We start from the raw sequence: 26,765 nt of genomic DNA on the forward strand, positions 1-26,765 counted from the left end.
GCAACTTGACTACATTAAAATTATATCGCACGGTCGTTTCATGATCGATGTCAAATTCGATGCCTTCATCTGAAAAGGCTGAGCCATGCCCATCTTGCGATCCGCTTCCCATTGGGGCGCCTTCCGTGCCGTGGTCGAGGATGGACGTCTGGTCGACGTCCTGCCTTTCGAACACGATCCTGAGCCAAACGACCTGATCAAGGTCTGGCCCGAAATGCTCACCTCGCCGCTCAGGGTGGCACGTCCCGTCGTCCGCAAGGGCTGGCTGGAGAAGGATGGTGGCGCCGGGCGTGGTGAAGACGAATTCGTCGAGATCGAATGGGACGAGGTTATCCGGCTGGTGTCGGGCGAGTTGCGCCGTGTCCGCGATGATTTTGGCAACGCGGCGATCTTTGGAGGTTCCTACGGTTGGTCTAGCGCCGGACGCCTGCATCATGCGCGCAGTCTGGTACGTCGGTTCCTCACCTGTTTTGGAGGCTTTACCGATCAGGTGACAAATTACAGCTATGGTGCGGCGATGGCCTTCCTGCCGCGGATTGTCGGTCGGGCCGATGCGATTGGCTCGCATCTCACCTCGCTGGCCTCGATTCGCGAGCATGCGGATATCGTCTTGGCATTCGGCGGCATTCCCGACCGCAACTGGATCATCCAGGCAGGCGGATCCGGCACGCATGGTTATCAGCGCTTCATGGATGCGATGAAGGGGCTGCGCTTCATCAATGTCTCACCGCGCCAGGAAGATGTCGCACCGGCCGAGGCTTTCGAATGGCTGCCGATCCGGCCCAATACGGATACGGCTCTGCTCCTTGCGCTCACCCAGGCAGTGATCGCGGCAGGACGTGAAGATAGCGCGTTTCTCGCGCAATATTGCCACGGTTTTGAGCCTTTCCGCGCCTATCTGATGGGGGAGACGGACGGAATTGCCAAAACGCCCGAATGGGCAGCCGGCATCACCGGAATTCCGGCCGAAACGATCCGGGCTTTGGCCGACGAACTGCCAGGCAAACGCATCATGCTGACCGCTACCTGGAGCCTGCAGCGCGCCCGCCATGGCGAACAGCCTTATTGGGCGATCGTCGCCCTTGCCGCGGTGCTTGGCCAGATAGGGCTGCCGGGGGGCGGTTTTGCCTTCGGCTACGGGTCGTCAAACGGTATGGGCAATCCGCGTTACGATACGCCGCTTTATGGCCTGCCGGTCGGCCGGAACCCGGTCCAGCCACCGATCCCATGTGCGCGGGTTACCGACCTGCTGCTCAATCCCGGCGGCGAATACCGCTTCAACGGCAAGACTGCGACATATCCCGAGATCAAGATGATCTATTGGGCCGGCGGCAATCCCTTCCATCATCAGCAGGACCTTAACAGGCTGCGGGAAGGCTTTCGCCAGCCGCAAACGGTGGTTGTCCATGAATGTTACTGGACCGCAACTGCCCGCCATGCGGATATCGTGCTGCCGGCGACGACGGCCCTGGAGCGCAACGATATCGGTGGTGCATCCCGCGATCCTTACATTCTTGCCATGCACAAACTGGTTGAACCGGTCGGTCAGTCGCGCAACGATTTCGATATTTTCGCCGCCATCGGCGAAGAACTCGGCATTCGCGAAGCTTTCACGGAAGGTATGGACGAAGCCGGTTGGCTGGCGCGCGCATGGGAGGTCATTGGCGGCAAACTGGAAGCTCGTGGTGTGCCTGTGCCGAGCTTTGACGAGTTCTGGGAGCAGGGTTATCTGCATATGCCCGAACCCAACCGCGACTACGTGATGTTCGAGGCCTTCCGTGAGGACCCGGCGGCAAATGCGCTGCCGACACCTTCAGGGCGGATCGAACTATTTTCCGAAGCGCTGCGTGACGAAAGCGGTGGTGTCCAACCAGGCCACGCCGCTTGGCTTGATCCTGAGGAATGGCTTGGTGCCGCTCTTGCGCAAACCTATCCGCTGCACCTCCTCACCCCGCAGCCAGGGCGAAAATTGCATGGCCAACTGGATGCCTCGTCGCATTCCATGGCCGGCAAGGTCAACGGCCTGGAGCGTGTCGATCTGCATCCGGAAGACGCCGCGTCGCGCGGCATCGCAGATGGTGATGCGGTACGCCTGTTCAATAGCCGCGGCAGTTGCTTTGCCGTTGCTCGGATTACGGAAACCATCGTCCAAGGTCTCGCGGTGTTGCCGACCGGCGGCACCTACGATCCTGATGGCATGACCGATCGCAACAGCAATCCAAATGTGCTGACCCGCGATATCGGAACATCGGAAATGGGGCAGGGGTCTTCGGCCCAGTCCTGCCTGATCGAGGTCGAGCGCGTCGATTACGAATTGCCGGCGATCCGCACCTTCGATCCTCCCATCATTACCCCGCGTACCGACATCTGAAGGAGATAAATTTGGCTTCGCCTGACCACCTGATCGCTCTCGTAAGCGATATCGACAAAGCTGCTGCCGATTACGCCGCACTCGGTTTCACCATCTTGGAACGAAATGACAGCCAGCACGGTTCGGCCGTCTACCGTTTTGTTTGCCTCGATGACGGCAGCTACATTCTACTGACCGCCTTCACCAATGAAGAAGCGCTGAAGAAGCACCGGCTCGGCCCGGTTCTGGCCGCCGGTGAAGGCTGGGGGGATTATTCCTTCACCGTCGACAGCGTCGAAACGCTCGGTCAGCATCTGCAGGCGATGGGATCGAAGGTTGCTGCACCCGTCGATGTCGGAAACACGCTGGCCGATGGCTCGAAATGGGGCCTGAAGCTGATGATGACCGGTCGTGGGACCGGCGGCGACGATGCGCTTCCTTTCGTCGTCGAAGACGTGATCGGCCGCGAGTATCGCATTCCGGCCGCCGTGCCGCATGAAAATGGCGCTACCGGCATTGCCCGCATGGTCATCTCCAGCCCGATAGCCGAGGCTACAGCAAAGGCGCTTGCCGCCCAGATGGGCGTGGCGATGCAGACTGCTGCCACCTATGAAGGCCGTTCCGCCTTCGAGATCGTCGACGGCGGTTATACGGTGACGGTTTTCGAGGACGATGCCACGACGCCGATCGGCCGTATCGGTGGCGGACTTTACGCCGTCGAGCTTTCGGGCTCCGAAAACAAGGGACCGTTCGATCTTGGCCTTTCGCATGGCGCGATGTTGTCCATCGTCAAAGCCTGAGCGAGGGGATAACCGGCATGGGTGGACCATCTCGAAACGAGACCTGCCCGTGCTGCCTGCCGCTTATGTCTGTGCATCCACATTATCCCGGTCGATCAGACGGAATGCCTGGTACGGACTTCGTATTCACGCGCTAGAAGCGGCGCTGAACTCCTGCGATCCAATACCTGGCTCGTCGTCATCGTTTTCTCCCGCGACGTGCCGGCCGCACGCTTGAGGTGATGGAGGCAAGTGGCCCGATATCGCCGCCTGCTGCATCTGTTAAAATGATAAAGGATTGAGCATGACTTCGATCCCGCATGTCCGCGGTTTCCATGATCGCCGTAGCGGCAGCATTCAATACGTGGTTTCGGACCCGGCGACAAAGGCATGCGCGATCATCGATCCGGTCCTGGATTTCGACGAGAAATCCGGATCAGTCGCGACGACCAATGCAGATGCTATCCTTGCCTATGTGGCGGAAGAAAATCTGCAGGTGGAGTGGATCCTCGATACCCATCCGCATGCCGACCATTTTTCAGCTGCGTCCCATCTGAAGCGGAAGACCGGTGCTCCGACTGCGATCGGTGAAAGGGTGAAGGGCGTTCAGGAGATCTGGAAAGAGATCTATGCCTGGCCCGATTTTCCCTGCGATGGCTCGCAATGGGATCGGCTTTTTACAGACGGCGAGACCTTCCGTATCGGCGGACTGAATGCCCGTGTATTGCATTCGCCGGGGCACACGCTCGCTTCAGTCACCTACATCATCGGCAATGCCGCCTTCATTCATGATACCCTGTTCATGCCGGATAGCGGTTCGGCGCGTGCCGATTTCCCCGGCGGCAGCGCTTCGGCTTTATGGAACTCCATCGAAGCCATTCTGGAACTACCTGATGACACGCGACTTTTTACCGGACACGACTATTGCCCCGGCGGGCGCGAGGCGCGCTGGGAAAGCAGCGTCGCTCTGCAAAAAACTGCTAATCCGCATGTTCATGCCATGTCGCAGGCTGAATTCGTGGCGTTGCGTGAGGCAAGGGATCGCACCCTGCCAATGCCGAAACTCATTCTCCATGCTCTACAGGTGAACATCTGCGGCGGTGAGTTGCCCGTCGCTGACGCCGCCGGCCGGCGTTATCTGAAGATGCCGATCGACGCGCTACCCGGCGCGGTATGGGGCTGATCTATATGATCGATCAGGCTATAGCGGCATTTGCGTCCGGCGGTCTGGTCGGCTTTTCGCTGGGGCTGATCGGCGGTGGCGGATCTATCCTGGCAACTCCGCTGCTTCTTTACGTGGTGGGCGTGCGGGATGTGCATACGGCTGTCGGCACCGGTGCTTTGGCAGTCTCCATCAACGCCTATCTCGGCCTGATCAGTCATGCGCTCAAGGGGCACGTCTGGTGGCGTTGCGCCGCGATCTTCGCCCTTGCCGGCGCGCTTGGAGCTTTTCTCGGGTCGACCCTGGGCAAGATCATTGATGGTGAAATGCTCTTATCGGGCTTCGCTGTCCTGATGCTGATCGTCAGTGTGCTGATGTTTCGTCCTTTGCGTGTGAGACAGGCGGCCGATGCCGCCGAGCTCGACGGCAGCGTTTATGCCAAGGCGGTCATGGTTGCTGTCTTGGCCGGCCTGTGCTCCGGTGTCTTTGGCATAGGCGGCGGATTTCTGGTCGTGCCAGGCCTGATGTTCTCGGTTGGCATGCCAGTCGTCAATGCAGTCGGTTCGTCACTGCTTGCGGTCGGGACCTTTGGGCTGGCAACGGCCATGAACTATGCTGCATCAGGTCTGGTGGACTGGCAGATTGCCGCCGAATTCATTCTTGGCGGAATCATGGGCAGTATTGGTGGAATGATGCTCTGTGCCCAGCTGTCGGCAAGGCAGGGAATTCTGAGAGCTCTATTTGGTATCGCGGTTATCTGCGCCGCATGCGCAATTTTAGCTCGTCATTTTTAGTTTGCGACCAAATCTCGGAAGGCAGTCGACCGCGCCGGAGTTGTCGGCTTAAAATTAGGCGTCCATTTTTTCGCCTATGCGTTTTGCGCATGGCTGGACTGCGGCAAGGCACCTAACGCGTAGTCAGGAATGCTGTATAAATCATTCCAACGAAGCGATGCACCTCCTCCCGCAGAGCTTCGTGTTTCAGGCGACCCACTCCTCCTCCCAAGGGAAGCCTGAAGGAACGGCGGCACTCCTCCTCCCAGTCGCTGTTCAGTTAATTTCGAAAAGCCTGCCGCACCTCCTCCCGCGGCAGGCTTTTTCGATTCTCCCTAGATCTTAAAATCCAGCTGCGGCTGTTCCTCATCGACGCTATGTCCTCGTTCGCTTGTCAGCGACGATAATGTGACGCCGAGAAGGCGTACGGACTGCCTGAACGGAAACACCGTCGCCAAAAGACCGGACGCGGCCTCGAGGACATCATTGCAGTTTGAAAAGGGCAGTGAGTTCGTTCGACTGCGCGTTGCCTGGGTGAAATCGGAATACTTTATCTTCACGGTGACTGTCTTGCCGCTGATGCCCTTCGCCTGGCAATGACCCCACACCTTCTCGGCGAGTGGCTTCAGTTCACCGGTTGCCAGATCGAGATCATCAATGTCGCGGACGAAGGTATCTTCCGCACCGACGGATTTGCGCACACGATCAGGTCGGACCCGCCGCTCGTCGATGCCGCGGGCGATACCGTAAAAATAGGGGCCGGATTTACCGAAATGTTCGACCAGAAATTGGAGCGATCTCGCCTTCAGGTCGGCGCCGGTGTCGATCCCCAGTCGATGCATTTTTTCGGCAGTGGCCGGGCCGACACCGTGGAACTTCTTCACGGCCAGTTGCTCGACGAAAGCCGGCCCGTTCTTCGGTGTAATCACCGCCTGGCCATTTGGTTTGTTGAGATCCGAGGCCATCTTGGCGAGGAATTTGTTGTAGGAGATACCGGCCGAGGCATTGAGACCCGTGGCCTGCTTGATTTTGGTGCGTATCGCCATGGCAATCTCGGTCGCGACCGGCATGTCCTTGAGGTTTTCGGTGACGTCAAGATAGGCTTCGTCGAGCGACAGCGGTTCGATCAGCGGCGTGTACTCGGCAAAAATGTCCCGGATTTGCTGCGAGACCTCGCGATAGACCTCGAACCGAGGCTTTACAAAAATCAGCTCCGGGCATTTACGCGCCGCAGTCACCGACGGCATTGCGGAATGTACCCCGAATTTGCGAGCTTCGTAGCTCGCGGCTGCGACCACGCCGCGGGCTGCGGCCCCGCCGACCGCCAATGGCTTGCCGCGCAACTCCGGATTATCCCGCTGTTCGACGGAAGCGTAAAAGGCATCCATGTCAACATGGATGATCTTTCGGACCGGAGGGATATCGCCGGGTGGATCACTCATTTGGCTCTCGGCAGTCGGGCCGCTTCATAACAGCCGGCGATAAAACATCATGAACGAAAAGAGAACATACTTAATCTCGCGGTGAATCGCAACAATCGAATGTCCTTGTGCCGAGCAAGCGCATTTTCGGTAATTGGCAGCTATGGCAGATCTTGTTTTTCTATCGGTTCGTCGAAACGGAGGGGCAATCGACAAACCATAAAGTCCCCACGACAACCCAATCAACGCCTCACCGGGTCGTGGTCAGACGCCGGGGCTCAAGTTGAGTAACGGTTGGTCCAACGGCCCGCCGCGCTATCAGCCGCGATTTCGCGGGGACTCGTGCGTTCATGCACTCGATCTTGCAATCCCGGTCTGAAACTATTCCGTTTTTGTTGTGCCCGCCGGTATCCAACTGAAGTAGTCTTGCGGCATGTAATAAAGCTGGAAACCATTCGATGAACAGCGAAAATCGCGCGCGCCTGCGAAGCTGCGGCATCTCGATCGGTCATTATGAGCCGGGTGCGTTGAACGCCATCACGGATGTCGCGGGTGTCGCTATCGGCCATGTAACCTGTATTGAAGGGCATCGGACCCGCACCGGCGCAACCGCCATTCTCCCGCATGCCGGCAATCTTTTTCAGGATAAAGTTCCGGCTGCACTGGCCGTATTCAACGGTTTCGGCAAGTTTGCGGGCTCGACCCAGATTATCGAACTTGGCGAGATAGAGACGCCGATCCTTCTGACCAATACGCTCGGTGTCGGCCGTGCCATTGAGGCGATCAACGGCTATACGTTGAGTCAGGCTGGTAACGAGCGCGTCGTTTCGTTGAACGCGGTTGTTGGCGAGACCAATGATTCCCGGTTGAACGATATTCGCGCTGCCCGCCCGACAGTCGACGAAATGGCGCAGGCACTCGACTCTGCAACGGCTGGGCCGGTTGAGGAAGGCGCGGTTGGCGCCGGAACAGGCACGGTCGCATTCGGGCTTAAGGGCGGAATCGGCACGAGTTCTCGCATCGTCTCCGTTGCTGGCATCTCCTACACGGTCGGCGTGCTAGTCCAGTCGAATTATGGTGGCAAGTTGATGGTGGCCGGACAGCCTTATCAGGCAGATGCCGAGTGCGACAAGGACGGCTCGATCGTCATGGTCGTTGCCACGGATGCACCGCTCTGCTCACGCAACCTGAAACGTCTTGGCGAACGCTGTTTCGGCGGCCTTGCGCGCACTGGCGCGGCATTGAGCAATGGTTCGGGCGACTATGCGCTCGCATTCTCCACGGCTGAAGACGTACGCCGCACGCCGGAACGCCGCAAGGCGATCGCCAACTATCCGGTTCTCTCCAACGATGTCGTCTCGCCATTTTTTGAAGCCGTCATCGAAGCGAGCGAGGAGGCTATCCTCAACTCGATGACGATGGCGACTGCCTCCCATGGCTACAATGCGGGTACGGACAAGCCATCGACCATTCACGCCATTTCCCTCGACGCTCTCAAGCGCCGCTGATCAATTCCACAAAATCTCCACGGAGTTCTTATGCCCGCCGCGATGTCCCGTACCGTTTATCTCAACGGTGCCTTCCTGCCTGAAAACGAAGCGCATATCTCGATCTTCGATCGCGGTTTCCTGTTCGGTGACGGCATCTATGAAGTCACTGCCGTTCTCGATGGAAAGCTGATCGACAGCCCATTGCACATGGCTCGTCTCGCGCGCAGCGTGGGCGAAATCGGCGGTACGTTGCCGATCACCACGGATGAGATCGTCGCCATTGAAAAGCAGTTGGTTGAGGAAAACAACCTGGCTGAAGGTGTTGTTTACCTGCAATACACGCGCGGTGCCGAGGATCGCAATTTTCTCTATTCAGACAATCTCGAACCGACACTTCTTTTGTTCACGCAAGCGAAGACGCTTGAGCATGTGGCCGCCGTCGACAAGGGTCTGAAGGTCAAGATCGTGCCGGACCAGCGGTGGGAACGCCGGGACATCAAGTCTGTCTGCCTGCTGCCACAGGTTCTCGCCAAGCGTATCGCCAAGGCCGACGGTTGCGACGAAGCGTGGATGGTCGAAGACGGTTTTATCACCGAAGGGGCGTCGTCGACTGCCTATATCATTACCCATGACGACAAGATCGTCACACGCGGCAACGGCAGTGCCATTCTGCCGGGATGCACCCGTCTCGCCGTGCTCGATCTGGCGCGCGAACAGGGGCTGACCATCGAGGAGCGGCTATTCACTCCCGAAGAGGCCATGGCTGCACGCGAAGCCTGCCTGACCAGCGCCTCGAACTTCATCGTGCCGATCACTGCGATCGACGGCAAGCCGGTCGGCGACGGCACTCCTGGCCCGATCTTCAAACGTCTGCGGGCGCTTTACATGGACAATGCCCGTCGTACGGCGGTCTGATGATCAAGATTCCCGCAGCACTCCAGCGCCGTTCTCGTTCTGGAGTGCTGTGGCATCAGTCGGCGGATAATACATCCCAGATACGTTTGACGATGGGCCGCCGGTTTTCCCTGGAGCGATAGAGCCGGATTTCGACCTCGATATCCCATTCAGGTTCGGCGGCGCGCACCAGGCGGCCATCGGCCAGTTCAGCCGTGACAAGGCTCTCGGGGATCCAGGCAAGCCCCCAACCCGACATCACCATGCCCTTGAGGCCGACCGACATGCTGCCGACATGGACGCGGTTTTCGGATGGCAGCCGCGTGGCCATCGCACCTGCCACCAATTGACCGAAGAATGACGTCTTTTGATAACCGACATGGGCAAAACCCGCCGCGATGCGATGTAGTGGAGTGCCGTCATCATTTGGTGCGCTGACCGGCACGATGGTCTCTGCGCCCAACCGGTGATGTTCGAATTGGGGGGCGAGCAGCATCGGCACATGCAGGTTCTGGTAGGTCAGAAGCAAATCGGAATCGCCATCGACGAGAGAGTCGAGATTTTCTTCCATGCTGCCGGAATCCGGTCGCATATGGGAAACGATCGGACCGATTTTTTGACTGAGGTCGTTCAGCCAGTTCGGGAAGAACGTGAAGGACAGCGTATGCAAGGCCGTCAGCGTAACGGTATGGGCGTCCGTTCCTTCCTCATGTTGAAGGTTACGGCGAGCATGGTAAAGGCCTTGCAGTGTCTGCTCGGCGATCGGCACGAACCGATGGCCAGCCTCGGTCAGCCGCGACGGATAGGTGGCGCGATCGATCAAGCTGGTGCCGACCCACCCCTCCAGCTGACGTATCCTGCGGCTGAATGCGGATTGCGTAACGTGGCGCTCTTCCGCAGCCTTGGAAAAATTCAGCGTTCCTGCCAGCGCCAGAAAATCTTCAAGCCATTTGACTTCCACCACGAGCTCCAATTCGCAACCGGCTGCATCAGCCGACTTTCCATTGGTCCCAATGGTGGAAAAATGCAATCAGCCGGCGCGGCTATATTCGATCATTCTTGCGCGGGACAGCACCAGTTCAAGCCGGTCGTCAGCCAGAACATGCAGGCAGACACGCTTTGTCCACGGGCCATCCTTCAGGGTAAAGAGAAAACGTCCACCGCCGAGTGACCGCAATGGCATGCGGTGGCGGACGGGGCCGACACCCATGACGACGACATCGCCATCGATCTCCAAAAAGGCGCCTTCGTCGGAAAACCAGCGGCCGGCAAGCGAGGTCGGCACACCATCGTCAACGGCTGGCAGCAGGCGCCGTTCGGGATGGCCGATCTCGCCGACGATTGCGGAGCCATCCATTTTCAGTCGCATCGGCGATGATGCCGAGAACGAGGAAACGAAACTGTCGTCATCTTCATAGACCGTGTCGTCTGCGTCGAGCCAGGTGACGGTCGATCCCTTCACCTCGATCCACCACGGACCGGTTTCGGTGACATAAAGACCATCGGTCAAAGCGGAAGAGGGGACAGGTAGTGGCAGGCCGATCAGGGCAGCCACGGCCTCCTGAGCGATCTTGTTGCCGTTGGTGTCTTCTCGGTTGGACACAACGACGAAACCGCTTTTACTGGCCGGATCAAGCAGGAAATAGGTCTTGTAGCCGGGATGCGAACCGCCATGGCCGGTAAACTGGCGACCACCGAGAACGGTGCGGCGCAGCCCAAGCCCGTAACCGCTTTTACGGCCATCGACGAGCGCGCGGGGAGCGGAAAGACGAGTGAGCAGTCCGGCAAAGGCCTTTTCGCCACGCAGGAGAATGCGCAGCCAGCTGGCCAGGCTCTGGGCACTGCCCGTCAGACTGCCGGATGCGGAAATATGCAGGCCGGCGGCGGACAGCTGCCAGTCCTTGCCGTCATGCCAGTAACCTGGTGCGAGACCGGCGACCTTATCGTTCCAGCCGTCGGGCGCATCGAATGTGGCGCCCACCTGGCCCCCGAGCGTCCGAATGAATTCGCGGAAAAACACGCCTTTTCGCTGCAGCGCTTCCTCGACCAGTCGGTAACCGGTATTGGAATAGGAGACTTCGGTTCCTGCCTCGTAATTGAGGCGTGTCTGACGGCTGAGGAAATCGAACAGCGGCCCGGCCTTGGTTTCCGTATAGACCGACAGTCCCAGCAGCGACAAGCATTCACGTGTGTCCGGCAAGCCGCCGCTCATGTCCAGCGCCCGGCCCACGGTAACGCTGGAAAGAGGTTCCTGCAGCTCCGGAAGATGCTGGCCAAGCGTGTCGTCGAGGGAAATCATGTCCGGATGCGCGAGCACCATGGCACAGAACGCATGTTTGGTGACGGAGGCGTAACGCACAACCGTCTGCGTGGAGAACGGCGCCATGGTCGCGAGACTTTCAACGCCGCCGGTTTCTGCAAACCGTATGCCCTTGGCGTCAAACCCGATAACCGCGCCACCGGGCTGATCGGCAGCCCACCCATCGGTGAATTTCCGGACAGCGGCGGACGCCGCGGCCCAATCGACTGCAGAGGACATGTGTTACTCCAAATGAAATCTCGAAAACCGGCCTGGGTCCGCCAGAACCGTGTTGGTTCAGGCCGGCTCTTCGAGTTCCACGCTCAGGCTCCGCAATTCGCGGGTATGAGCGTGTTTGACGTTGCCGAGCCTCAGATCCTCGGTCGTCAGTTGTTCGACCATATGGCCGTCGATCATCACGCCGACATCGGTGCACAGATGCGCGATAACACTGAGATTGTGGCTGACCATCACATAGGTAAGATTTCTCTCGATACGGAGGTCGGCCAGAAGGTTGAGGATTTCCGCCTGCACCGAAACATCGAGCGCGCTGGTGGGCTCGTCGAGAAGCAGAACCTGCGGATCAGCGATCAGGGCACGGGCGATCGCCACGCGCTGGCGCTGGCCGCCGGAGAGCTGGTGCGGATAACGGAAACGCGCGCTCATCGGCAGCGCCACATCTGAAAGCGCCCGCGCGATGCGGCCATCGATATCGTCCATCCCATGGACCAGCGGTAGTTCGCTGAGGATACGGTCGATGGTCTGGCGCGGATGCAGCGAACCATAGGGGTCCTGGAACACCATCTGCACCTTGCGGAAAAAGCCCGGCGGGCGTTTCAGCGGCGCGCTTTCGCCGGAAAACGATATGCGGCCGCTCCAGTCGGTGTTGAGGCCAGCCATGGCGCGCAGCACGGTCGACTTGCCGGAACCGCTTTCACCGACGATGCCGAAACTGCCGCCTTGTGCCACGTTAAACGACACGCCCTTGACGACTTCGCGGTCGCCGAAAGAGATGCGCAGGTTGTCGATCTCGATCGTCATGTCAGCCACTCCGGATCACGGGTCAATACGGGCAGGCGCTCCTTCGGATGAATCAGCGAGGGCATGCAGTTCAAAAGGCCGCGCGTATAGGGATGCTGCGCAGAGAGAAGTTCCGATGCCTTGATCTCTTCCATCACCCGCCCGGAATACATCACGGCGACGCGGTCGCAAAAATGCGAGACGAGCGGCAGGTCGTGGCTGATCAGCAGCAGGCCCATGCCGCGTTCCGACACCAGTTCCTCAATCAACCGCAGGATTTCGGCCTGAACCGTAGCATCGAGTGCGCTGGTCGGTTCATCGGCGATCAGCAGTTCCGGATCGGGCGCAAGCATCATGGCGATCATGACGCGCTGGCCCATACCGCCCGAAACCTCGTGCGGATAGGAGGCGGCCACTTTGCGCGGATCGCGGATCCTGACCGTTTCGAGAAGGTTGATCGCGGCTTCCAGCGCTTGACGCTTGCTGCCGCCCTTGTGGGTGCGCCAGGATTCTGCCACCTGACTGCCGATCGTCTTCACCGGGTTGAGTGAATATTTCGGGTCCTGCAAGATGAAACCGGCCCGCTTGCCGCGGATCGTACGCATCTGTTTTTCGGAGGCCGACAGGATATCGATGCCGTCGAAGGAGAGCTTGTCGGCCTCGATGCGCGTCTGTTTTGGCAGGAGCTTCATCAGCGCGCGGGCGGTGAGGCTCTTGCCCGAACCGCTTTCGCCGACGATGCCGAGTTTTTCGGTGCCGAGCGACAGCGACACGCCCTTGACCGCCGGCGCAAAGCCGGTGCGGCTCTCAAAGCCGATATGGAGGTTGTTGATCTCGACCAGCATGTCAGGCTCCCTTCGGATCGAGAACGTCGCGCAAGGCGTCGCCAAGGAAGTTGAAGGCCAAAGATACGAGGAAGATCGCCAGGCCGGGAACGGCCGCAACCCACCATTGTTCGAAGATAAAACGCTTGGCCGTCGCGATCATCGCACCCCATTCCGGCGAAGGCGGCTGGGCGCCCATGCCGAGGAAGCCGAGGCTCGCTGCTGTGATGATGATCGAGCTCATGTCGAGCGTCACGCGCACGATCAGGCTTGGCACGCAAAGCGGGGCGATGTGGCGGAAGATGATGCGCCACGCGGAGCCGCCGGTCAGGCGATAGGCGGCGATGAAGTCGCTGCCGCGCACAGTCATGGTTTCGGCGCGGGCCATACGCGCATAGGGCGGCCAGGCGGTGAGCGCTATGGCGAGAATGGCGCTTTCGACTCCCGGCTGCAGGGCTGCGACGAAGGCAAGGGCGAGAACGAGGCGCGGGAAGGCCAGGAAGATATCGGTGACGCGCATCAGCAGGGTATCGACGATCCCGCCGAAATAACCGGCGATACAGCCGACCGCAAGGCCGATCGGAGCCACCAGCACAACGACGGCGATCACCATTCCGAGCGTGACGCGGCCGCCATACATCAGGCGCGAATAGATATCGCGGCCAAGCTCGTCAGTGCCGAACCAGTGCAGCGCGCTTGGCGCCGCCAGGCGGTTGCCGAGTTCCTGCGTTGCGGGATCGTGTGTGGCGAGCCACGGCGCAAATATCGCCATGAGAACGAACAGCAGGATTATGGTCAGGCCGACCATGCCGAGCGCATTTCCGCGCAGGTTCAGCCAGATGCGGTAGCGGTTGCCCCAGGCGGCCTGTCGGCGCGAGGACGGACTTTCGTCCAGCGCCCAGTTTCGGAAGGTGGCGATCATTATTTTACCCGTGGATCGAGGACGCGGTAGAGAATGTCCGCAATCAGGTTGAGCCCGACATAGATCAGGCCGATCAGGAGCGTGGTGCCGATGACCGGGTTCATATCGGCATTCATCAGCGATACGGTGAGATATTGGCCGATGCCCGGCCAAGAGAACACGGTCTCTGTGACGACGGCGCCTTCGAGAAGGCCGGCATAGGTCAGCGCCAGAACGGTGACCAGCTGCACGGCGACCGTCGGGAACGCATGGCCCCAGATGACGGTCGTCAGCGACAGGCCTTTGGCGCGGGCGGTGATGACATATTCACCCTTCAGCGCATCGATCATGAAGGCGCGGGTCATGCGGGCGATGTAGGCCATCGAGAAATAGGCAAGGATGATGACCGGCTGCGCCATATGCGCCAACGCATCCCAAAAGGCGTCGAAATCGCCGGCGATCAGCGTGTCGATTGTCAGGATGCCGGTGACCGGATCGATCATGCCGTCAAAGATGATGTCCTGGCGACCGGGACCGGGCGCGATGTCGAGTGCCGAATAGAAGATCAGCAGCGAGATCAACGACAGCATGAACACCGGCACCGAATGGCCGGCAAGGCAGACGACACGGATCGCCTGGTCGGTGAACGAGCCCTTGCGGACAGCGGCCCAGACACCAAGCGGAATGCCGACAAGCGCGGCAAGGATGAGCGCTGCGGTCGCCAGTTCGAATGTCGCCGGGAAAAACCGAACAATGTCCTGCGAGACCGGGTTCTTGGTCAGAACCGACATGCCGAAATCGCCGTGGATCAGCTGGTAGAGATAATGCAGGAACTGCACCGGAATGGGCTGGTCGAGGCCCATTTCCGCGCGGGCGCGAAGGATGACATCCTCCGGTGCATTGTCACCGACGGCGGCAATGACCGGATCGACCGGCATGACCCGGCCGATGAGAAATGTCAGGACAGTCAGACCGAACAGCGTCAGGAGGACGCTGCTCAGTGTGCCTGCGATGCTTTTGAAACGACGATTCACGCCTTGCTGGTCCCGAGGTAAGAGTTGCCCTCGGACAGAACGCCGAGCTGGAAGCCGGTGGTGTTCTTGCGGCAGGCCGCGGTCTTGGTGTTCTGGAACATGACAGCGAACGGGCTGTTGTGCATGAATTCACGCTGCAGGGCTTCGTAGAGTTCCAGACGCTTTGCCGGATCCTTTTCGTCGCGGGCAGCTTCTGCCTTGGCGGCCAGTTCATCGTTCTTGAAGCTGGAGCGCCATGCGAAGGGCTTCTTCTTGGCGTCGTCCGAATTGTCCTTGTTGATGCAGAACACTTCGGCGTTGGAGTTCGGGTCGAAATAATCAGTGCCCCATGCCGACAGCGCCATTTCGTGGCCGCGGGCGCGCATCTTGGTGAGGACCTGGCGGTTTTCGGCCGACTGCAGCTTCACGCGGATGCCGATCTCGCCGAGATTGGCCTGGATCGCCTGGGCGAGATCCGGGTATGGCTGGGCCGAATAGTGGTCCATGGTGATGTCGAAACCATCGGCAAGACCAGCTTCCGCCATCAGCGACTTGGCCTTGGCAATATCCTTCTTGAACGGTGTATCGGTGACCGTGCCTGGGAAGCCGGCCGGCTCCATGCTCTGGTGAACGGCATGAGTCAACGGCACGATGTTCTTCTGCATGCCTTCGTAGTCGAGCGCCCACTTGACCGCTTCCCAGACCTGCGGCTTGGCAAGGTTGGCATTGTTCTGGTTGAGCGAGATCAACATTAGCGAAGCGATCTGCTTGCGCACCAGAACGACATTTTCGTCGGACTGCAGCGCTTTCAGCTGTTCAGAGGTCAGGTCTCGGGCGATATCAACATCGCCCTTCTGCAGCATCAGCATCTGCGACGACGGATCAACGACGTGACGGATGATGACGCGCTTCAGGTTGCCCTTGTAGGGGCCGTGCTCGTTGAGCATCAGGGTGATGCTTTCGGAAGCCTTCCACGCCTGCAGCTTGAATGAACCGGAACCGGCGCTGTTCTTCTGCAGCCAGGCATTACCAAGGTCGCCATTCACCTCGTTTGCGAGAACCGTCTTCTTTTCGACGATGGCGCCGATATTGGCCGAAAGGCAGAACAGCAGGAAGGAGATGGCGGTCGGCTGTTCGGTCGTCAGCGTGACGGTCTTTTCGTCCTTGGCAACGATACGGGCCTCGACGTTTTCGGCGGTGAAGCCGAACTGGTTGATGATGAAGGCCGGGCTCTTGTTCATCTTGATGGCGCGCTGAAGCGAGAACGCGACGTCCTCGGCGGTGACAGCAGCGCCGGAGGCGAAGGTGGAATTGCCGAGCTTGAAGATGAAGACCTTGGATTCGGCATCGGCTTCCCAGGAGGCGGCGATGACCGGGGTCACTTCGTTCGGATTGTCGCTGTTGGCGCGGACCAGCTTCTCGTACATGTTGCTGATCATTTCGCCACCGACGGCCTCAAAACCCTCATGCGGGTCAAGGCTGGTCATGTTGTCGAGCTGCTGGGCAACGACCAGAATGTCCTTCGGCGTTGCGGCGAATGCCGTTTCGGCGAGATCGAGATAGGACAGGAAGGGCAAAGCTGCGCCGCCGATCAGAAAGTTGCGTCTGGATACCATCACTATATTCCCTTGAACGACCGGACCTTCGGGAGACCGCAGGCTCGGCAAGATTTTGCCGCAAAAAGATGCAGGCCTCTTATCAGTCGCCATTTGGGGCGACCAATTCCGTTTTTCGCAAAGGTTATGCGCCGTTTGCATTTGCGGCGGCCACGCGACGAACTTACGGATAATCGAAACGCTAGGTTTACGGCAGGACATTTCAGAAAATGCTGAACAATTTGCTCCCGATTTTCGACGGCCATAACGACGTGCTGCTTCGCTTGAGGCGAGGTGGAGGCACCGATCCGGTCAAGCGTTTTCTGGAGGGCGAAGAGAACGGGCACATCGATCTGCCACGTGCAAGGGCAGGCGGTCTGGCCGGGGGGGTGTGCGCCATCTACGTGCCGTCCCCGAGCATGACGAAGGATGCAAACGGTGATTTTCCGACGCCCGCCCAGCCGGAGGCACTGAACGAGACGCTCGCAATGGCGCGGCTTCTGTTCGATATCGAGGCACGTTCCGAAGGCGCAGTGACCGTGTGCCGCACGGCAGCCGATATCCGCCATTCAATCGAAACCGGCAGTTTTGCCGCCGTCTTCCACATTGAGGGGGCCGAGGCCGTCGCTGCCGATCTCGATGCGCTGCATGTGCTTTATCAGGCTGGCCTTCGCACCCTCGGCCCGGTCTGGAGCCGGCCGAATATCTTCGCTTACGGCGTGCCCTTCCGCTACCCGTCGACGCCGGATATCGGCCCGGGCCTGAGCGAGGAAGGCAAGGATCTCATCCGCGCCTGCAACGAGCTGAAGATCATGGTCGATCTTTCGCATATGAACGAGGCGGGTTTCTGGGAGATCGCCAAGCTTTCGAAGGCGCCTCTGGTCGCCTCGCATTCGAACGTGCATGCGCTTTGCAATCACAGCCGCAACCTGACTGATCGCCAGCTCGATGCAATCCGCGATACGGGCGGTCTGGTCGGCATCAATTTCGGCGTGCTGTTCCTGCGTGACGACGGTATCAAGGATGCCAATACCAGCCTCGATCTCCTGGTTCGCCACGTGGCCTATATCGCCGAGCGGATCGGTATCGAACATGTCGCGCTCGGTTCCGATTTCGACGGCACCACCATCCCTGCCGAGATGAAGGACGCGAGCGGCTTGCCGCGTCTGGTCGACGCTTTGCGCCAATATGGCTTCAGCGATGCCGATCTGGCCAAGATCGGCCATCAGAACTGGATATCCGTTCTGGAACGCAGCTGGACTGTCTGAAGTCCTGCCTAGGCGTTGCAGGCAGTAGGGCCGTAGATACCTACGTTCGGCCGGTGTTCAACTTGCGATCCAACCACGTTGGGTTTTCCACCGACTTCCTGCTGGCCCTTATGGAAAGTCGGCCGGGCGTCGGAACGAACGTGAAGAGATCGACCGAAACGCTGCGCGCGCTTGAGGGTTGAGTTGCCTAGCGGTCGAGGCATGGGCATAGGCCTATGCGACATGTCTGCTCGGCATATTCTATGCGCGATCTTGGCCCTAATCGCGCAATGCAGTGTGTCTCCTGCCGCAATATTCGAAACGAAGCGTGATGGCAGTTGTTGCGGGACTACTGCGAACGACCGGGCCAGCCGGGGGCAGAGATCGCGTTGCGGCTCGGCTTCGGTGAGGCGAATTCGTTCCCGTGCACGCCTCCCGCATTTTCTCAGGCTTGAGCTCATGCAAAGGTCGATCTTGCCAGCCCGTCTCAGGCTATTTTGCCGAGCACCCGGTTTCCGGCACGCTTGCGTCCTCCCACGTCGGCGAAGAGAAAAAAATCGCAGATAAATTTGATTTTACGGAAAATTATGCAAAGAAATTTCATTTCATCGAATGGGTGGACTGGTATATACGTTTGAAAAATCTGGAGACGGCACATGCCGAGCACGAAAGCCAAAAATGATAACCGCAATCGCGCCTCAGACGCTGCGAGCGGCATAGGCACGCGCATTCGCCAAAGACGCAAGGTGCGCTCAATGTCGCTGCAGGACGTGGCGCAACGGGCGGATATTTCCATCGGCCAGCTGAGCCAGATCGAACGCGGCCTGACAATGCCGTCGATCAATTCCATGACGGCCATCTGTGACGCGCTCGAGATGCCGGTAAGCTGGCTGTTTCATCCAATTGACGACGAGGAGGAGGATCCGATCGTCGTGCGCCATAACCGCCGCCGCGTGCTCGACCTCGGCGACAAGCGGACGATCAAGGAACTGATGACGCCGGATGTGTGTACGGCGATCCAGATGTGCCGGATGGTGCTGAAGCCGGGCGGATCGACCGGCGATACGCCCTATAATCATACGACAGGCGCGAAATGCGGTCTCGTGCTGGCAGGCCGGGTTCTGTTGGAAATCGACCAAAAGACCTACCACCTGAATACGGGTGACTCTTTCGCATTCGACGCGCGCTGCATGATCCGCTTCGAATGCGAGGGCGATGAAGAAGCGCACATGATCTGGGTGGCAAGTCCGGCCCACTACTGACTTGGGCGACCCAATCGCCGGCTCGGCTGAGAAGGGGGCTGTTTCGGGGCCGCAAGACTGGTTGTCAGCGCCGAAATCCGGATGGAACAAGATTTAGGCATGGTTTGCCTAAGAATGAAATATTTCGTCGATATTTTCAGCAAATATAAAAAAAGAGAAAAAAACCGTCATTTTTCTGGTGACAGTGATGTGACGCTACGGCATCCTGTAGCAACGGGACGAGGTCCGGCAAGGCCGGGCCATCCGGCAGACTGGTCTTCCAAGCGACGATTGGAATCGGATTGAGCCAAGCGCAGGATATGATGTCGTTGCCCAGCCAGGGTGTTCCCGGTTCGCGGCGGCGACGGGACCGGACGGGCCTTCTGGTCCTGCCCTTGCTTCTGTTCCTGCTGATTTTTTATGTAGGTCCCGTCGTCTCGATGCTTTCGCGCGGCCTTGAAGGTAGCGAGGGTTTCTCACTCGATGCCTATGCCACGGTTCTAACCGACGCGAGCTTCATTTCGGTCATGCGGATAACCTTGACCATTGCGTTCCTGACGACGGTTCTGTGTGTTCTGATCGGCTATCCCGTCGCCTATGCGATCGCACGGACACAGCTGTCGACTGCAAACCTTTTGATGCTGCTGGTGCTCATGCCGTTCTGGACATCGATCCTGGTTCGCACCTACGCCTGGATGGTTTTGCTGGGGCGACGTGGCGTGATCAATGATGCCCTGATCGGTATCGGTCTGATCGAGCGTCCTCTATCGCTGCTGAATACCCGTGTTGCGGTCTATATCGCCATGGTCCATGTGCTTCTGCCCTTCGTCATCCTGCCGCTTTATGCGGCGCTGCGGGCCTTCGATTGGCGTCTGGTCAATGCTGCGCGCGGGCTTGGGGCTGGACCATTCGCAGCCTTTCTGCAGGTGACGCTGCCGATGTCGATGCCCGCCGTAGCGGCCGGGACCGTACTGGTCTTCACGCTATCCGTCGGGTTCTACATCACGCCGGCGCTGGTCGGCGGTCCGAGCGACATGATGGTCGCCCAGCTGATCGACATGCAGGTGCGCAATTTCAACTGGAACATCGCCGCTGCAATGGCAACCGTCCTGCTTGTGACCGTGCTTGTCGTCTGCGCCGCATTCGCGCGTTTCGTCCCCCTGAACTCCGTCATGAGGCGCTGACGACATGGAGCGCGTGGGCAAATTTCTCCTCTGGCTTTTCACCGGGCTTGTGCTGATCTTTCTGATCACCCCGATGTTCATCGTCTTCATCCTGTCCTTTTCCGCCGACAAGTTCCTGCGCTTCCCGCCGAGCGGCCTGAGCGTGCAATGGTATCAGCAGTTCTTCGGCTCGACGGCCTGGACGCAGGCAGCGCTGACCAGCGTCTATATCGGCATCTGCGTAACAATCCTGTCCCTGGCGCTCGGCATACCGGCTGCGATCGCGCTGGTGCGCGGCCGGTTTATCGGGCGCAGGGTTCTTGCCGGAATTGTGCTGTCGCCGGTGATTGTGCCGGGCATCATTGTGGCGATCGGGCTTTATTATGCCTATGCCGCCTACCGGATGGTCGGCAATCCCATCGCTCTGATCATCGGCCATAGCTGCCTTGCGGTCCCCTTCGTCGTGATCGCCGTTTCGAATTCACTGAGCGGCGTCGATCCGCGGCTGGAGCAGGCTGCGCGTAATCTCGGGGCGGGGCCGTTTGCAGCCTTCCGGCAGGTCACCCTGCCGATGATCCGCAACGGGGTGTTTTCGGGCGGCATCTTTGCCTTCGCAACCTCGTTCGACGAATTGCTGGTCTCACTGTTCCTGTCGGGATCGGGTGCCGTGACCATGCCGCGCCGGATATGGGACCAGATCCGCTACCAGATCGAGCCGACGATCGCTGCCGCTTCAAGCCTGCTAATCGTGTTGACGGCGGTTCTGATGATCGCTGCCGAAATATTGCGACGACGGGCTGAAAACGCTCGCAGTCGTGGGTGAGCCATACCGCAAATCAAGAGTGTTTTCGCAACAACAGAGAGGCCAGCATGTCAGATCCCAGAGACGAGATTCGCAAGACCATCGCGCTGATGGCGCGCCAGTCACCCCATGCCGCCGACCTGACGCGTCGCCGCTTCCTTGTTCGCGCCGCAGGCCTGGGGCTGACGGCCGCAGCCGCGACGCAGATGACCTCGATGTTCGCATCGCCGGCGATGGCGCAGGATGTGAAACTGCCCGAGATCACCTCCGTCCCCGACGCATTGAAGGGATCGGGCGAGGTGCGTTACTGCTCTTACGGCGGCGCGCTTCAGGATGCCCAGCGCAAGGCCTATCTCGAACCGTTCACGAAGCTGACGGGCATCAAGGTGATCGAAAGCGAAGGCCCGGATCCGGCCAAGATCCGCGCCATGGTCGATACCGGCAACCACGAATATGATCTCTGCGAGCTGGAAGGCGCCACCGTCCTCAACCTGCAGGCCAAGGGCGACTATTTCGAGGAGATGGACTATTCGCTGTTCGACACGGCAAATATCTCCGAGTCCTACCTGAAAAAGCATTATTTCCTGATGCTGCCCTATGCGCAGGTAATCGCCTATCGCAAGGATGCCTTCGACACGGCGCCGACCGGTATCGCTGATCTCTGGGACCAGAAGAAATTCCCCGGCCCGCGTTCCATGCAATCTGGCACGGGCCTCAGCCCTGATCTCGAAGTGGCCGCTATGGCGGCGGGTGTCGCACCGTCCAGCGTTTATCCGGTCGATCTCGACAAGGCCTACGAGAGCCTCGGCAAGCTGAAACCCGACGTGGTAAAATGGTGGGATGCCGGTGCCATGCCGGCCCAGATGCTGTCTGACGACGAAGTGGTAATGGCCACGGCCTGGAATGGTCGTATCGAAGCGGCAAAGCTCGCCGGTGCACCGTTGGAGATCATCTGGAAGGACCAGCTCCTGCGCAACGATTGCTGGGCGATCCCGAAGGGCGTGCCGAACAAGACCAATGCGCTGAAGCTTTCCGCGTTCATGAGCATGGCCGCGCCGCAGGCCCGTCTCTCGTCACTGATCACCTACGGCTTCATCAACAAGGGTGCCGAAGCGCTGCTTCCGCCGGAGCGGCTGAAGATGCTGCCGACCTACAGCGAATATGTCTCCCAGCTCATCGTCTATGACGATCTCTGGTGGGCTAAGAACTATGACGAGGTCACGGCGCGCTGGAACAAGTTCATCCTCGGCTGATCCCGGCGTGCGGCAGGTTGATGAGCTTCGGGGAAGCCCCGCGCTCTTGAAGCCGCAGCCGCTTTCGGAAACCGTGGTGGCGCCTTTGGCGCCGCCTCCTGAATGACAGGGCGCCTGAATGACAGGGCGATAGTGAGATGGTCGACAGTTCTCTTTCCAAGGGCAGCGCCCGCCGCGCCGGTGCGGCGATCCGGTTCAACGGGATCAGCAAGAAATACGGCATCATGGTCGCGATCGATCGTCTCGATCTCGATGTTAAGGCCGGCGAATTCATCAGCCTTCTCGGCCCGTCCGGCTCCGGCAAATCGACATTGCTGATGATGCTGGCCGGCTTCGAATCCGTCAGTGAAGGAAACATCCAGCTCGATGGGCGGGATGTGACCCACTGGGCGCCTGAACGGCGCGGCGTCGGCATGGTGTTCCAGAACTATGCGCTTTTCCCGCATATGACGGTGGCGCAGAATGTCGGCTTCGCCTTGCGCCAGCAACGCCGTCCCGGGGCAGAGATCGCCGAGCGGGTGAAAAAGGCTCTCGATCTGGTGCAGCTGGGCTCCTTCGGTGAACGTTACCCCCAGCAGCTTTCCGGCGGACAGCAGCAACGCGTAGCCATCGCCCGTGCGGTGATCTTCGATCCACCGGTGCTTTTGATGGACGAGCCCTTGAGCGCGCTCGACAAGAAACTGCGCGAGGCGATGCAGCTCGAGATCAAGAGCCTGCATGACAGGCTCGGCATTACCTTCATCTATGTGACCCATGACCAGCGCGAGGCACTGGTCATGTCGGACCGGGTGGCCTTGCTCAATGGCGGCCGGGTGGAACAGATCGGTCCACCGGCCGCCCTTTACGACGAGCCGGCCAACAGTTTCGTCGCCTCCTTTATCGGCGAGGCGAATTTTCTGTCGATCGGGGTGATTTCTAGCAGGGGGCAGGACGCCTACGATGTCTCGATGCTGGGCCAGGCCTATTCGGCCCGGGGCAGTGTCCCGAGCGCGACCCGGGCCATCTTGCGGCCTGAAAAGATCTGGCTTTCGACCGCCGGCTCGCAGCCGTCGCCGGAACCTCCGGCGGCAACGGCCAGCGGTACCGTCACCTCGGCGATCTTCATGGGCGAAAGCATCCGCTACACGATCGAGGCGGCCGGTGAGGCATTGGTGGTGATGGAACCGCATCGCGCCGATCTGCCTGCGCATCACGCCGGTGCCGAGGTGCAAATGCACTGGATGCCGGCGGATCTGCGCCTCGTTCCATAAGTCTCGGCTCTCGATGGGAGCCGGTCACGGTCTTAGTCAAAGAGAAGCGGACATCGGAATGTCCGGTCACAGGCGCCAGAAATGAACACGTCGCATCGTTTTCCCATGAACAATCTCTATCTCGACACGGCAAGACCGATCGACACCTTTACCTCCCTTTCCGGCACGCATACCGCAGACGCGGTTATCGTCGGCGGAGGGTATACCGGCCTGTCGACGGCGCTTCACCTCGCCGAAGCCGGGCTGAAGCCGATCCTGATCGAGTCCGAAGAGATCGGTCATGGTTGCTCCGGCCGCAATGGCGGGCAGGTCAATCCCGGCCTCAAATGGATGCCGGATGAAATCGAGCGGGATTGGGGTTCCGATCTCGGCGGGCGGATGGTCAGGGCATCCTACGCAGCGCCAGACGAGGTCTTCGCCTGCATCGAGAAATACGGCATCGATTGCGCCCCTGCGCGCACCGGTACGATCCGTGCCGCGATCAATGATACCGGGCTCGCACTGATCCAGGATCTGGTCCGGCAAAACCAGGCACGTGGCATGCCGATGCAATTTTCCACGGCTGAGGATATGCGCCGGATGACCGGCACCAGGATCTATCCCGGTGGCGCCTTTGATGCGCGTGGCGGCCATATCAATCCGCTTGGTTATGCTCGCGGGTTGGCGCAGGCGGCACGGGCCGCAGGCGCCGAGATTTATACCCGTAGCGCTGCCGCCTCCGTTCGGCGTGACGAGCGCGACTGGCGGATTGAAACCAATGGCGGCAGCGTGACGGCGCCGCATGTGGTGATTGCGACCAACGGATACACCGGTTCGCTATGGCCCGGTCTGAAACAGACGCTGGCCCCGATCTTCACCTATATCACCGCCACCGACCCGCTGCCGCAGGCGATCAGGGATACGATCATGCCGTCCGGTGCCGCGCTTTATGAGTCGGCCTGGGATGTTGTCTATTATCGGATCGATGATGAGGGACGATTGGTCATGGGAGGGCGCGGTGCCCAGCGTGACGCCCGCGGACCGCAGGATTATCGTCATCTGGTTGACTATGCCAAAAAGCTCTGGCCGCAGCTCGGCGACGTCGCCTGGCCCTGGCATTGGCATGGCCAGGTGGCGATCACCCACGACCATTATCCGCATCTGACGGAACCGGAGCCTGGCGCACATCTGATGCTTGGCTATAATGGCCGCGGCATCGCGATGGCGACGATTTCCGGACGCATGGTCGCCGAACGCATCGCCTCAGATGGCAAGGCCGAGATCGACCTGCCGATCCGCAGCCGGCTTGAGCCGATGCCGTGGCAGCGCTTCTGGCGGGTCGGGGCGGAATTGACGATGGGGTGGAATAAGATCCGCGACCGGATGAACGGGCGCTAAAACGCCTTTGAAGCTGTCGGAATGGCATTTGAAGCATATGTCCATTGGAAGACTGTCGACGGTCGCCCCGCTTCAGGGCATGCTGTCGATAACCGGCGAGATTGCCGAATGCGCGAAAGAGGGAGAAAAGCGTGAGCCAGGCATCGACACTTCTGCAGAAGACGGATTTCTACATTAACGGCACGTGGCGTGCGCCTCTCGATGGCAAGCCGCTCGAGGTCATCAACCCGGCAAACGAGGAGGCCTATGCGGTGATCTCGGCAGGCTCTGCCGCCGACATCGATGCGGCCGTTGCGGCCGCGCGAAAGGCTTTCGACGGCTGGAGCCAGACCAGCAAGGAAGAGCGGATCGGCTATCTGGAAAAGATCGCCTCCATCTACGAAGCGCGCATGGACGAGATGGCGCAGGCGATCATGCTGGAAATGGGCGCCCCGATCACGCTGGCGCGGGAATCGCAGGCTTTCGTCGGCCTCTCGCACCTGAAGGCCTTCATCGCCGCCTTCAAGGACTACAAGCTTGAAAGCACGCCATTGGCCGACCGGCCGGAACAGAAGATAGTACATGAACCGATCGGTGTCGTCGGCCTGATCACGCCGTGGAACTGGCCTATGAACCAGATCTCGCTGAAAGTGATCCCGGCGATCGCGGTGGGATGCACCGTGGTGCTGAAGCCGTCCGAAATCGCGCCGATGTCTGCCATGCTGTTTGCCGAGTTCGTCGATGCGGCTGGCGTGCCGGCTGGCGTGTTCAATCTCGTCAACGGCGAAGGGATCGTCGTCGGCGAGGCTCTTTCCAGCCATCGCGATATCGACATGATGTCCTTCACCGGTTCGACCCGGGCAGGAACGGCAGTGTCGAAAGCATCGGCTGCCACCGTCAAGCGCGTCTCGCTGGAACTCGGCGGCAAGTCGCCGAACATCGTTTTTGCCGATAGCGACCTCGCCGCCGCCATCGAGCGGGGCGTGAACCATTGTTTCGAAAATACCGGGCAGTCCTGCAATGCGCCGACCCGCATGCTGGTGGAGCAGAATGTCTATGAACAGGCCGTGGCGCTTGCCAAGACGGCGGCGGAAGCGGTTGTCGTTGGTGACCCCTCGATGGAGGGCGCCCATATCGGCCCGCTCGTGTCCGAGCTTCAATTCGACAAGGTACAGGGCCTGATCGAAAAGGGCATCGACGAAGGCGCGCGGCTGGTGATCGGCGGTCCTGGGCGCCCGGAAGGTTTCAATCGCGGTTATTTCGTCCGCCCGACCATTTTTGCCGATGTCGACAACGACATGACGATCGCGCGGGAAGAAGTGTTCGGTCCCGTTATGGTGATGATCCCGTTCGAGACGGAAGACGATGCGATCGCCATTGCCAATGGCACGGATTACGGCCTGGCCGGATATGTGCAGACAGGCAGTCCGGAGCGTGCGCAGCGTGTCGCACGCCGCATTCGCGCCGGCATGATCCAGATCAACGGCACGTCGCGTGCACCCGGCACGCCTTTCGGCGGCTACAAGCAATCCGGCAACGGCCGTGAAGGCGGCAAGTGGGGGCTTGAAGACTTTCTCGAAGTCAAACTGATATCGGGTTGATGTGGAGTGCCAGCCGGCGCTGAAAACGCGGGTTCTATGCTCCTCTGGCTTCGGCCCATTCTCTGTGTCAACGGCAGAAATCTCGATTATGGAGTATCTGTCGTTGACGCCACCTTGGGTGGTGTTTCAACTGGAAAAATGCAATCAAATACAAATAGCTAAGCTAATTCAATTGATTGATATGTTTTTGATATTTTTCCACCGGCCCCTGTTGACTTAGAAAAGGGGTTCCGCCTATAACCCGCTCACTGAACGAGGGCGGCGGCGCTGCTAGCGACGGTTTCTTTCGTTCTGTAGCAAACCACGACAGAGTTGGTTATATCTGATTGGG

24 protein-coding genes are annotated in these 26,765 nt (G+C 59.7%); 16 read left to right on the plus strand and 8 right to left on the minus strand.

Features of this window, described 5'->3' with window-relative positions:
* Positions 1 to 85: 85 nt before the first annotated feature.
* The 4 genes from AC2GXZ_RS19390 to AC2GXZ_RS19405 all read left to right on the plus strand — a co-directional run bounded on the left by AC2GXZ_RS19390 (position 86) and on the right by AC2GXZ_RS19405 (position 5,085).
* Positions 86 to 2,371 carry a molybdopterin-dependent oxidoreductase gene (locus AC2GXZ_RS19390; RefSeq protein ID WP_483760823.1) on the plus strand — a complete coding sequence of 762 codons (2,286 nt, stop codon included), beginning with the start codon at positions 86 to 88 and terminating at the stop codon, positions 2,369 to 2,371.
* Positions 2,372 to 2,382: 11 nt separating this feature from the next.
* Entirely contained in the window at positions 2,383 to 3,150 is a 768-nt protein-coding gene (locus tag AC2GXZ_RS19395; RefSeq protein ID WP_483760824.1) for a VOC family protein, read from the plus strand.
* A 283-nt stretch (positions 3,151 to 3,433) separates the two neighbouring features.
* Positions 3,434 to 4,312, plus strand: a complete 879-nt coding sequence (locus tag AC2GXZ_RS19400) for an MBL fold metallo-hydrolase (RefSeq protein WP_483760825.1) — start codon at positions 3,434 to 3,436, stop codon at positions 4,310 to 4,312.
* Between the two features lie 5 nt (positions 4,313 to 4,317).
* A complete protein-coding gene (locus AC2GXZ_RS19405; protein WP_483760826.1) occupies positions 4,318 to 5,085 on the plus strand; it encodes a sulfite exporter TauE/SafE family protein in 768 nt (255 codons plus the stop codon).
* Between the two features lie 314 nt (positions 5,086 to 5,399).
* Here AC2GXZ_RS19405 and dinB read toward each other — a convergent pair whose 3' ends face one another.
* Positions 5,400 to 6,506: a DNA polymerase IV gene (gene dinB / locus AC2GXZ_RS19410; RefSeq protein ID WP_483760827.1), complete on the minus strand. Its 1,107-nt coding sequence runs from the start codon at positions 6,504 to 6,506 to the stop codon at positions 5,400 to 5,402.
* 437 nt (positions 6,507 to 6,943) lie between these two features.
* On the opposite strand from dinB, the gene AC2GXZ_RS19415 reads away from it, so the two are divergent.
* Entirely contained in the window at positions 6,944 to 7,993 is a 1,050-nt protein-coding gene (locus AC2GXZ_RS19415; RefSeq protein WP_483760828.1) for a DmpA family aminopeptidase, read from the plus strand.
* 30 nt (positions 7,994 to 8,023) lie between these two features.
* Positions 8,024 to 8,890, plus strand: coding sequence for a D-amino-acid transaminase (locus tag AC2GXZ_RS19420; protein WP_483760829.1), 867 nt, complete (start codon positions 8,024 to 8,026; stop codon positions 8,888 to 8,890).
* A gap of 55 nt (positions 8,891 to 8,945) precedes the next feature.
* Here the strand turns inward: AC2GXZ_RS19420 and AC2GXZ_RS19425 are convergent, their stop codons facing one another.
* The 7 genes from AC2GXZ_RS19425 to AC2GXZ_RS19455 form a co-directional block, all read right to left on the minus strand.
* The gene (locus AC2GXZ_RS19425) at positions 8,946 to 9,830 is read right to left on the minus strand and encodes a LysR substrate-binding domain-containing protein (RefSeq protein ID WP_483760830.1); all 885 of its coding nucleotides are present in this window, start codon (positions 9,828 to 9,830) and stop codon (positions 8,946 to 8,948) included.
* Between the two features lie 69 nt (positions 9,831 to 9,899).
* Positions 9,900 to 11,408: a serine hydrolase domain-containing protein gene (locus AC2GXZ_RS19430; protein ID WP_483760831.1), complete on the minus strand. Its 1,509-nt coding sequence runs from the start codon at positions 11,406 to 11,408 to the stop codon at positions 9,900 to 9,902.
* Between the two features lie 57 nt (positions 11,409 to 11,465).
* Positions 11,466 to 12,209 carry an ABC transporter ATP-binding protein gene (locus tag AC2GXZ_RS19435; protein ID WP_483760832.1) on the minus strand — a complete coding sequence of 248 codons (744 nt, stop codon included), beginning with the start codon at positions 12,207 to 12,209 and terminating at the stop codon, positions 11,466 to 11,468.
* Positions 12,206 to 13,033, minus strand: coding sequence for an ABC transporter ATP-binding protein (locus tag AC2GXZ_RS19440; protein ID WP_483760833.1), 828 nt, complete (start codon positions 13,031 to 13,033; stop codon positions 12,206 to 12,208). The genes AC2GXZ_RS19435 and AC2GXZ_RS19440 overlap by 4 nt, the downstream gene beginning before the upstream one ends.
* 1 nt (position 13,034) lies before the next feature.
* Positions 13,035 to 13,937: an ABC transporter permease gene (locus tag AC2GXZ_RS19445; RefSeq protein WP_483760873.1), complete on the minus strand. Its 903-nt coding sequence runs from the start codon at positions 13,935 to 13,937 to the stop codon at positions 13,035 to 13,037.
* On the minus strand, positions 13,934 to 14,947 hold the full coding sequence (locus AC2GXZ_RS19450; protein WP_483760834.1) for an ABC transporter permease: 1,014 nt from the start codon (positions 14,945 to 14,947) through the stop codon (positions 13,934 to 13,936). Before AC2GXZ_RS19450 ends, AC2GXZ_RS19445 begins: the two co-directional genes overlap by 4 nt.
* Complete coding sequence (locus AC2GXZ_RS19455; protein WP_483760835.1) at positions 14,944 to 16,542, minus strand: ABC transporter substrate-binding protein; 1,599 nt, start codon at positions 16,540 to 16,542, stop codon at positions 14,944 to 14,946. The genes AC2GXZ_RS19450 and AC2GXZ_RS19455 overlap by 4 nt, the downstream gene beginning before the upstream one ends.
* Positions 16,543 to 16,751: 209 nt before the next feature.
* Between AC2GXZ_RS19455 and AC2GXZ_RS19460 the strand changes: the two genes are divergently transcribed.
* The 10 genes from AC2GXZ_RS19460 (at position 16,752) to AC2GXZ_RS19505 (ending at position 26,434) form a co-directional block, all read left to right on the plus strand.
* Positions 16,752 to 17,789 carry a dipeptidase gene (locus tag AC2GXZ_RS19460; RefSeq protein WP_483760836.1) on the plus strand — a complete coding sequence of 346 codons (1,038 nt, stop codon included), beginning with the start codon at positions 16,752 to 16,754 and terminating at the stop codon, positions 17,787 to 17,789.
* 403 nt (positions 17,790 to 18,192) lie between these two features.
* The gene (locus tag AC2GXZ_RS19465; RefSeq protein WP_483760837.1) at positions 18,193 to 18,450 is read left to right on the plus strand and encodes a hypothetical protein; all 258 of its coding nucleotides are present in this window, start codon (positions 18,193 to 18,195) and stop codon (positions 18,448 to 18,450) included.
* Positions 18,425 to 19,030, plus strand: coding sequence for a helix-turn-helix domain-containing protein (locus AC2GXZ_RS19470; protein WP_483760838.1), 606 nt, complete (start codon positions 18,425 to 18,427; stop codon positions 19,028 to 19,030). Before AC2GXZ_RS19465 ends, AC2GXZ_RS19470 begins: the two co-directional genes overlap by 26 nt.
* An 81-nt stretch (positions 19,031 to 19,111) precedes the next feature.
* Positions 19,112 to 19,315: a hypothetical protein gene (locus AC2GXZ_RS19475; RefSeq protein WP_483760839.1), complete on the plus strand. Its 204-nt coding sequence runs from the start codon at positions 19,112 to 19,114 to the stop codon at positions 19,313 to 19,315.
* Between the two features lie 23 nt (positions 19,316 to 19,338).
* Entirely contained in the window at positions 19,339 to 20,193 is an 855-nt protein-coding gene (locus AC2GXZ_RS19480) for an ABC transporter permease (RefSeq protein ID WP_483760840.1), read from the plus strand.
* Positions 20,194 to 20,206: 13 nt separating this feature from the next.
* Complete coding sequence (locus AC2GXZ_RS19485; protein WP_483760841.1) at positions 20,207 to 20,995, plus strand: ABC transporter permease; 789 nt, start codon at positions 20,207 to 20,209, stop codon at positions 20,993 to 20,995.
* A 47-nt stretch (positions 20,996 to 21,042) separates the two neighbouring features.
* The gene (locus tag AC2GXZ_RS19490) at positions 21,043 to 22,227 is read left to right on the plus strand and encodes an ABC transporter substrate-binding protein (RefSeq protein WP_483760842.1); all 1,185 of its coding nucleotides are present in this window, start codon (positions 21,043 to 21,045) and stop codon (positions 22,225 to 22,227) included.
* Positions 22,228 to 22,364: 137 nt separating this feature from the next.
* A complete protein-coding gene (locus AC2GXZ_RS19495) occupies positions 22,365 to 23,477 on the plus strand; it encodes an ABC transporter ATP-binding protein (protein WP_483760843.1) in 1,113 nt (370 codons plus the stop codon).
* Between the two features lie 81 nt (positions 23,478 to 23,558).
* Positions 23,559 to 24,854 (plus strand): NAD(P)/FAD-dependent oxidoreductase, encoded by a 1,296-nt coding sequence (locus tag AC2GXZ_RS19500; protein WP_483760844.1) that lies wholly within the window; start codon positions 23,559 to 23,561, stop codon positions 24,852 to 24,854.
* Between the two features lie 131 nt (positions 24,855 to 24,985).
* Entirely contained in the window at positions 24,986 to 26,434 is a 1,449-nt protein-coding gene (locus AC2GXZ_RS19505) for an aldehyde dehydrogenase family protein (protein WP_483760845.1), read from the plus strand.
* Positions 26,435 to 26,765: the final 331 nt, after the last annotated feature.

The organism is Aliirhizobium sp. YIM B11859, from assembly GCF_057163345.1.

Excerpts from the sequence above, each read along its gene's own strand:
- AC2GXZ_RS19470 (WP_483760838.1), top strand. The coding sequence starts at position 18,425 with ATGCCGAGCACGAAAGCCAAAAATGATAACCGCAATCGCGCCTCAGAC.
- AC2GXZ_RS19390 (WP_483760823.1), top strand. The coding sequence starts at position 86 with ATGCCCATCTTGCGATCCGCTTCCCATTGGGGCGCCTTCCGTGCCGTG.
- AC2GXZ_RS19430 (WP_483760831.1), bottom strand. The coding sequence starts at position 11,408 with ATGTCCTCTGCAGTCGATTGGGCCGCGGCGTCCGCCGCTGTCCGGAAA.
- AC2GXZ_RS19455 (WP_483760835.1), bottom strand. The coding sequence starts at position 16,542 with ATGGTATCCAGACGCAACTTTCTGATCGGCGGCGCAGCTTTGCCCTTC.
- AC2GXZ_RS19500 (WP_483760844.1), top strand. The coding sequence starts at position 23,559 with ATGAACACGTCGCATCGTTTTCCCATGAACAATCTCTATCTCGACACG.
- dinB (WP_483760827.1), bottom strand. The coding sequence starts at position 6,506 with ATGAGTGATCCACCCGGCGATATCCCTCCGGTCCGAAAGATCATCCAT.
- AC2GXZ_RS19475 (WP_483760839.1), top strand. The coding sequence starts at position 19,112 with ATGGAACAAGATTTAGGCATGGTTTGCCTAAGAATGAAATATTTCGTC.
- AC2GXZ_RS19460 (WP_483760836.1), top strand. The coding sequence starts at position 16,752 with ATGCTGAACAATTTGCTCCCGATTTTCGACGGCCATAACGACGTGCTG.
- AC2GXZ_RS19435 (WP_483760832.1), bottom strand. The coding sequence starts at position 12,209 with ATGACGATCGAGATCGACAACCTGCGCATCTCTTTCGGCGACCGCGAA.
- AC2GXZ_RS19405 (WP_483760826.1), top strand. The coding sequence starts at position 4,318 with ATGATCGATCAGGCTATAGCGGCATTTGCGTCCGGCGGTCTGGTCGGC.
- AC2GXZ_RS19400 (WP_483760825.1), top strand. The coding sequence starts at position 3,434 with ATGACTTCGATCCCGCATGTCCGCGGTTTCCATGATCGCCGTAGCGGC.
- AC2GXZ_RS19420 (WP_483760829.1), top strand. The coding sequence starts at position 8,024 with ATGCCCGCCGCGATGTCCCGTACCGTTTATCTCAACGGTGCCTTCCTG.
- AC2GXZ_RS19495 (WP_483760843.1), top strand. The coding sequence starts at position 22,365 with ATGGTCGACAGTTCTCTTTCCAAGGGCAGCGCCCGCCGCGCCGGTGCG.
- AC2GXZ_RS19415 (WP_483760828.1), top strand. The coding sequence starts at position 6,944 with ATGAACAGCGAAAATCGCGCGCGCCTGCGAAGCTGCGGCATCTCGATC.
- AC2GXZ_RS19440 (WP_483760833.1), bottom strand. The coding sequence starts at position 13,033 with ATGCTGGTCGAGATCAACAACCTCCATATCGGCTTTGAGAGCCGCACC.
- AC2GXZ_RS19490 (WP_483760842.1), top strand. The coding sequence starts at position 21,043 with ATGTCAGATCCCAGAGACGAGATTCGCAAGACCATCGCGCTGATGGCG.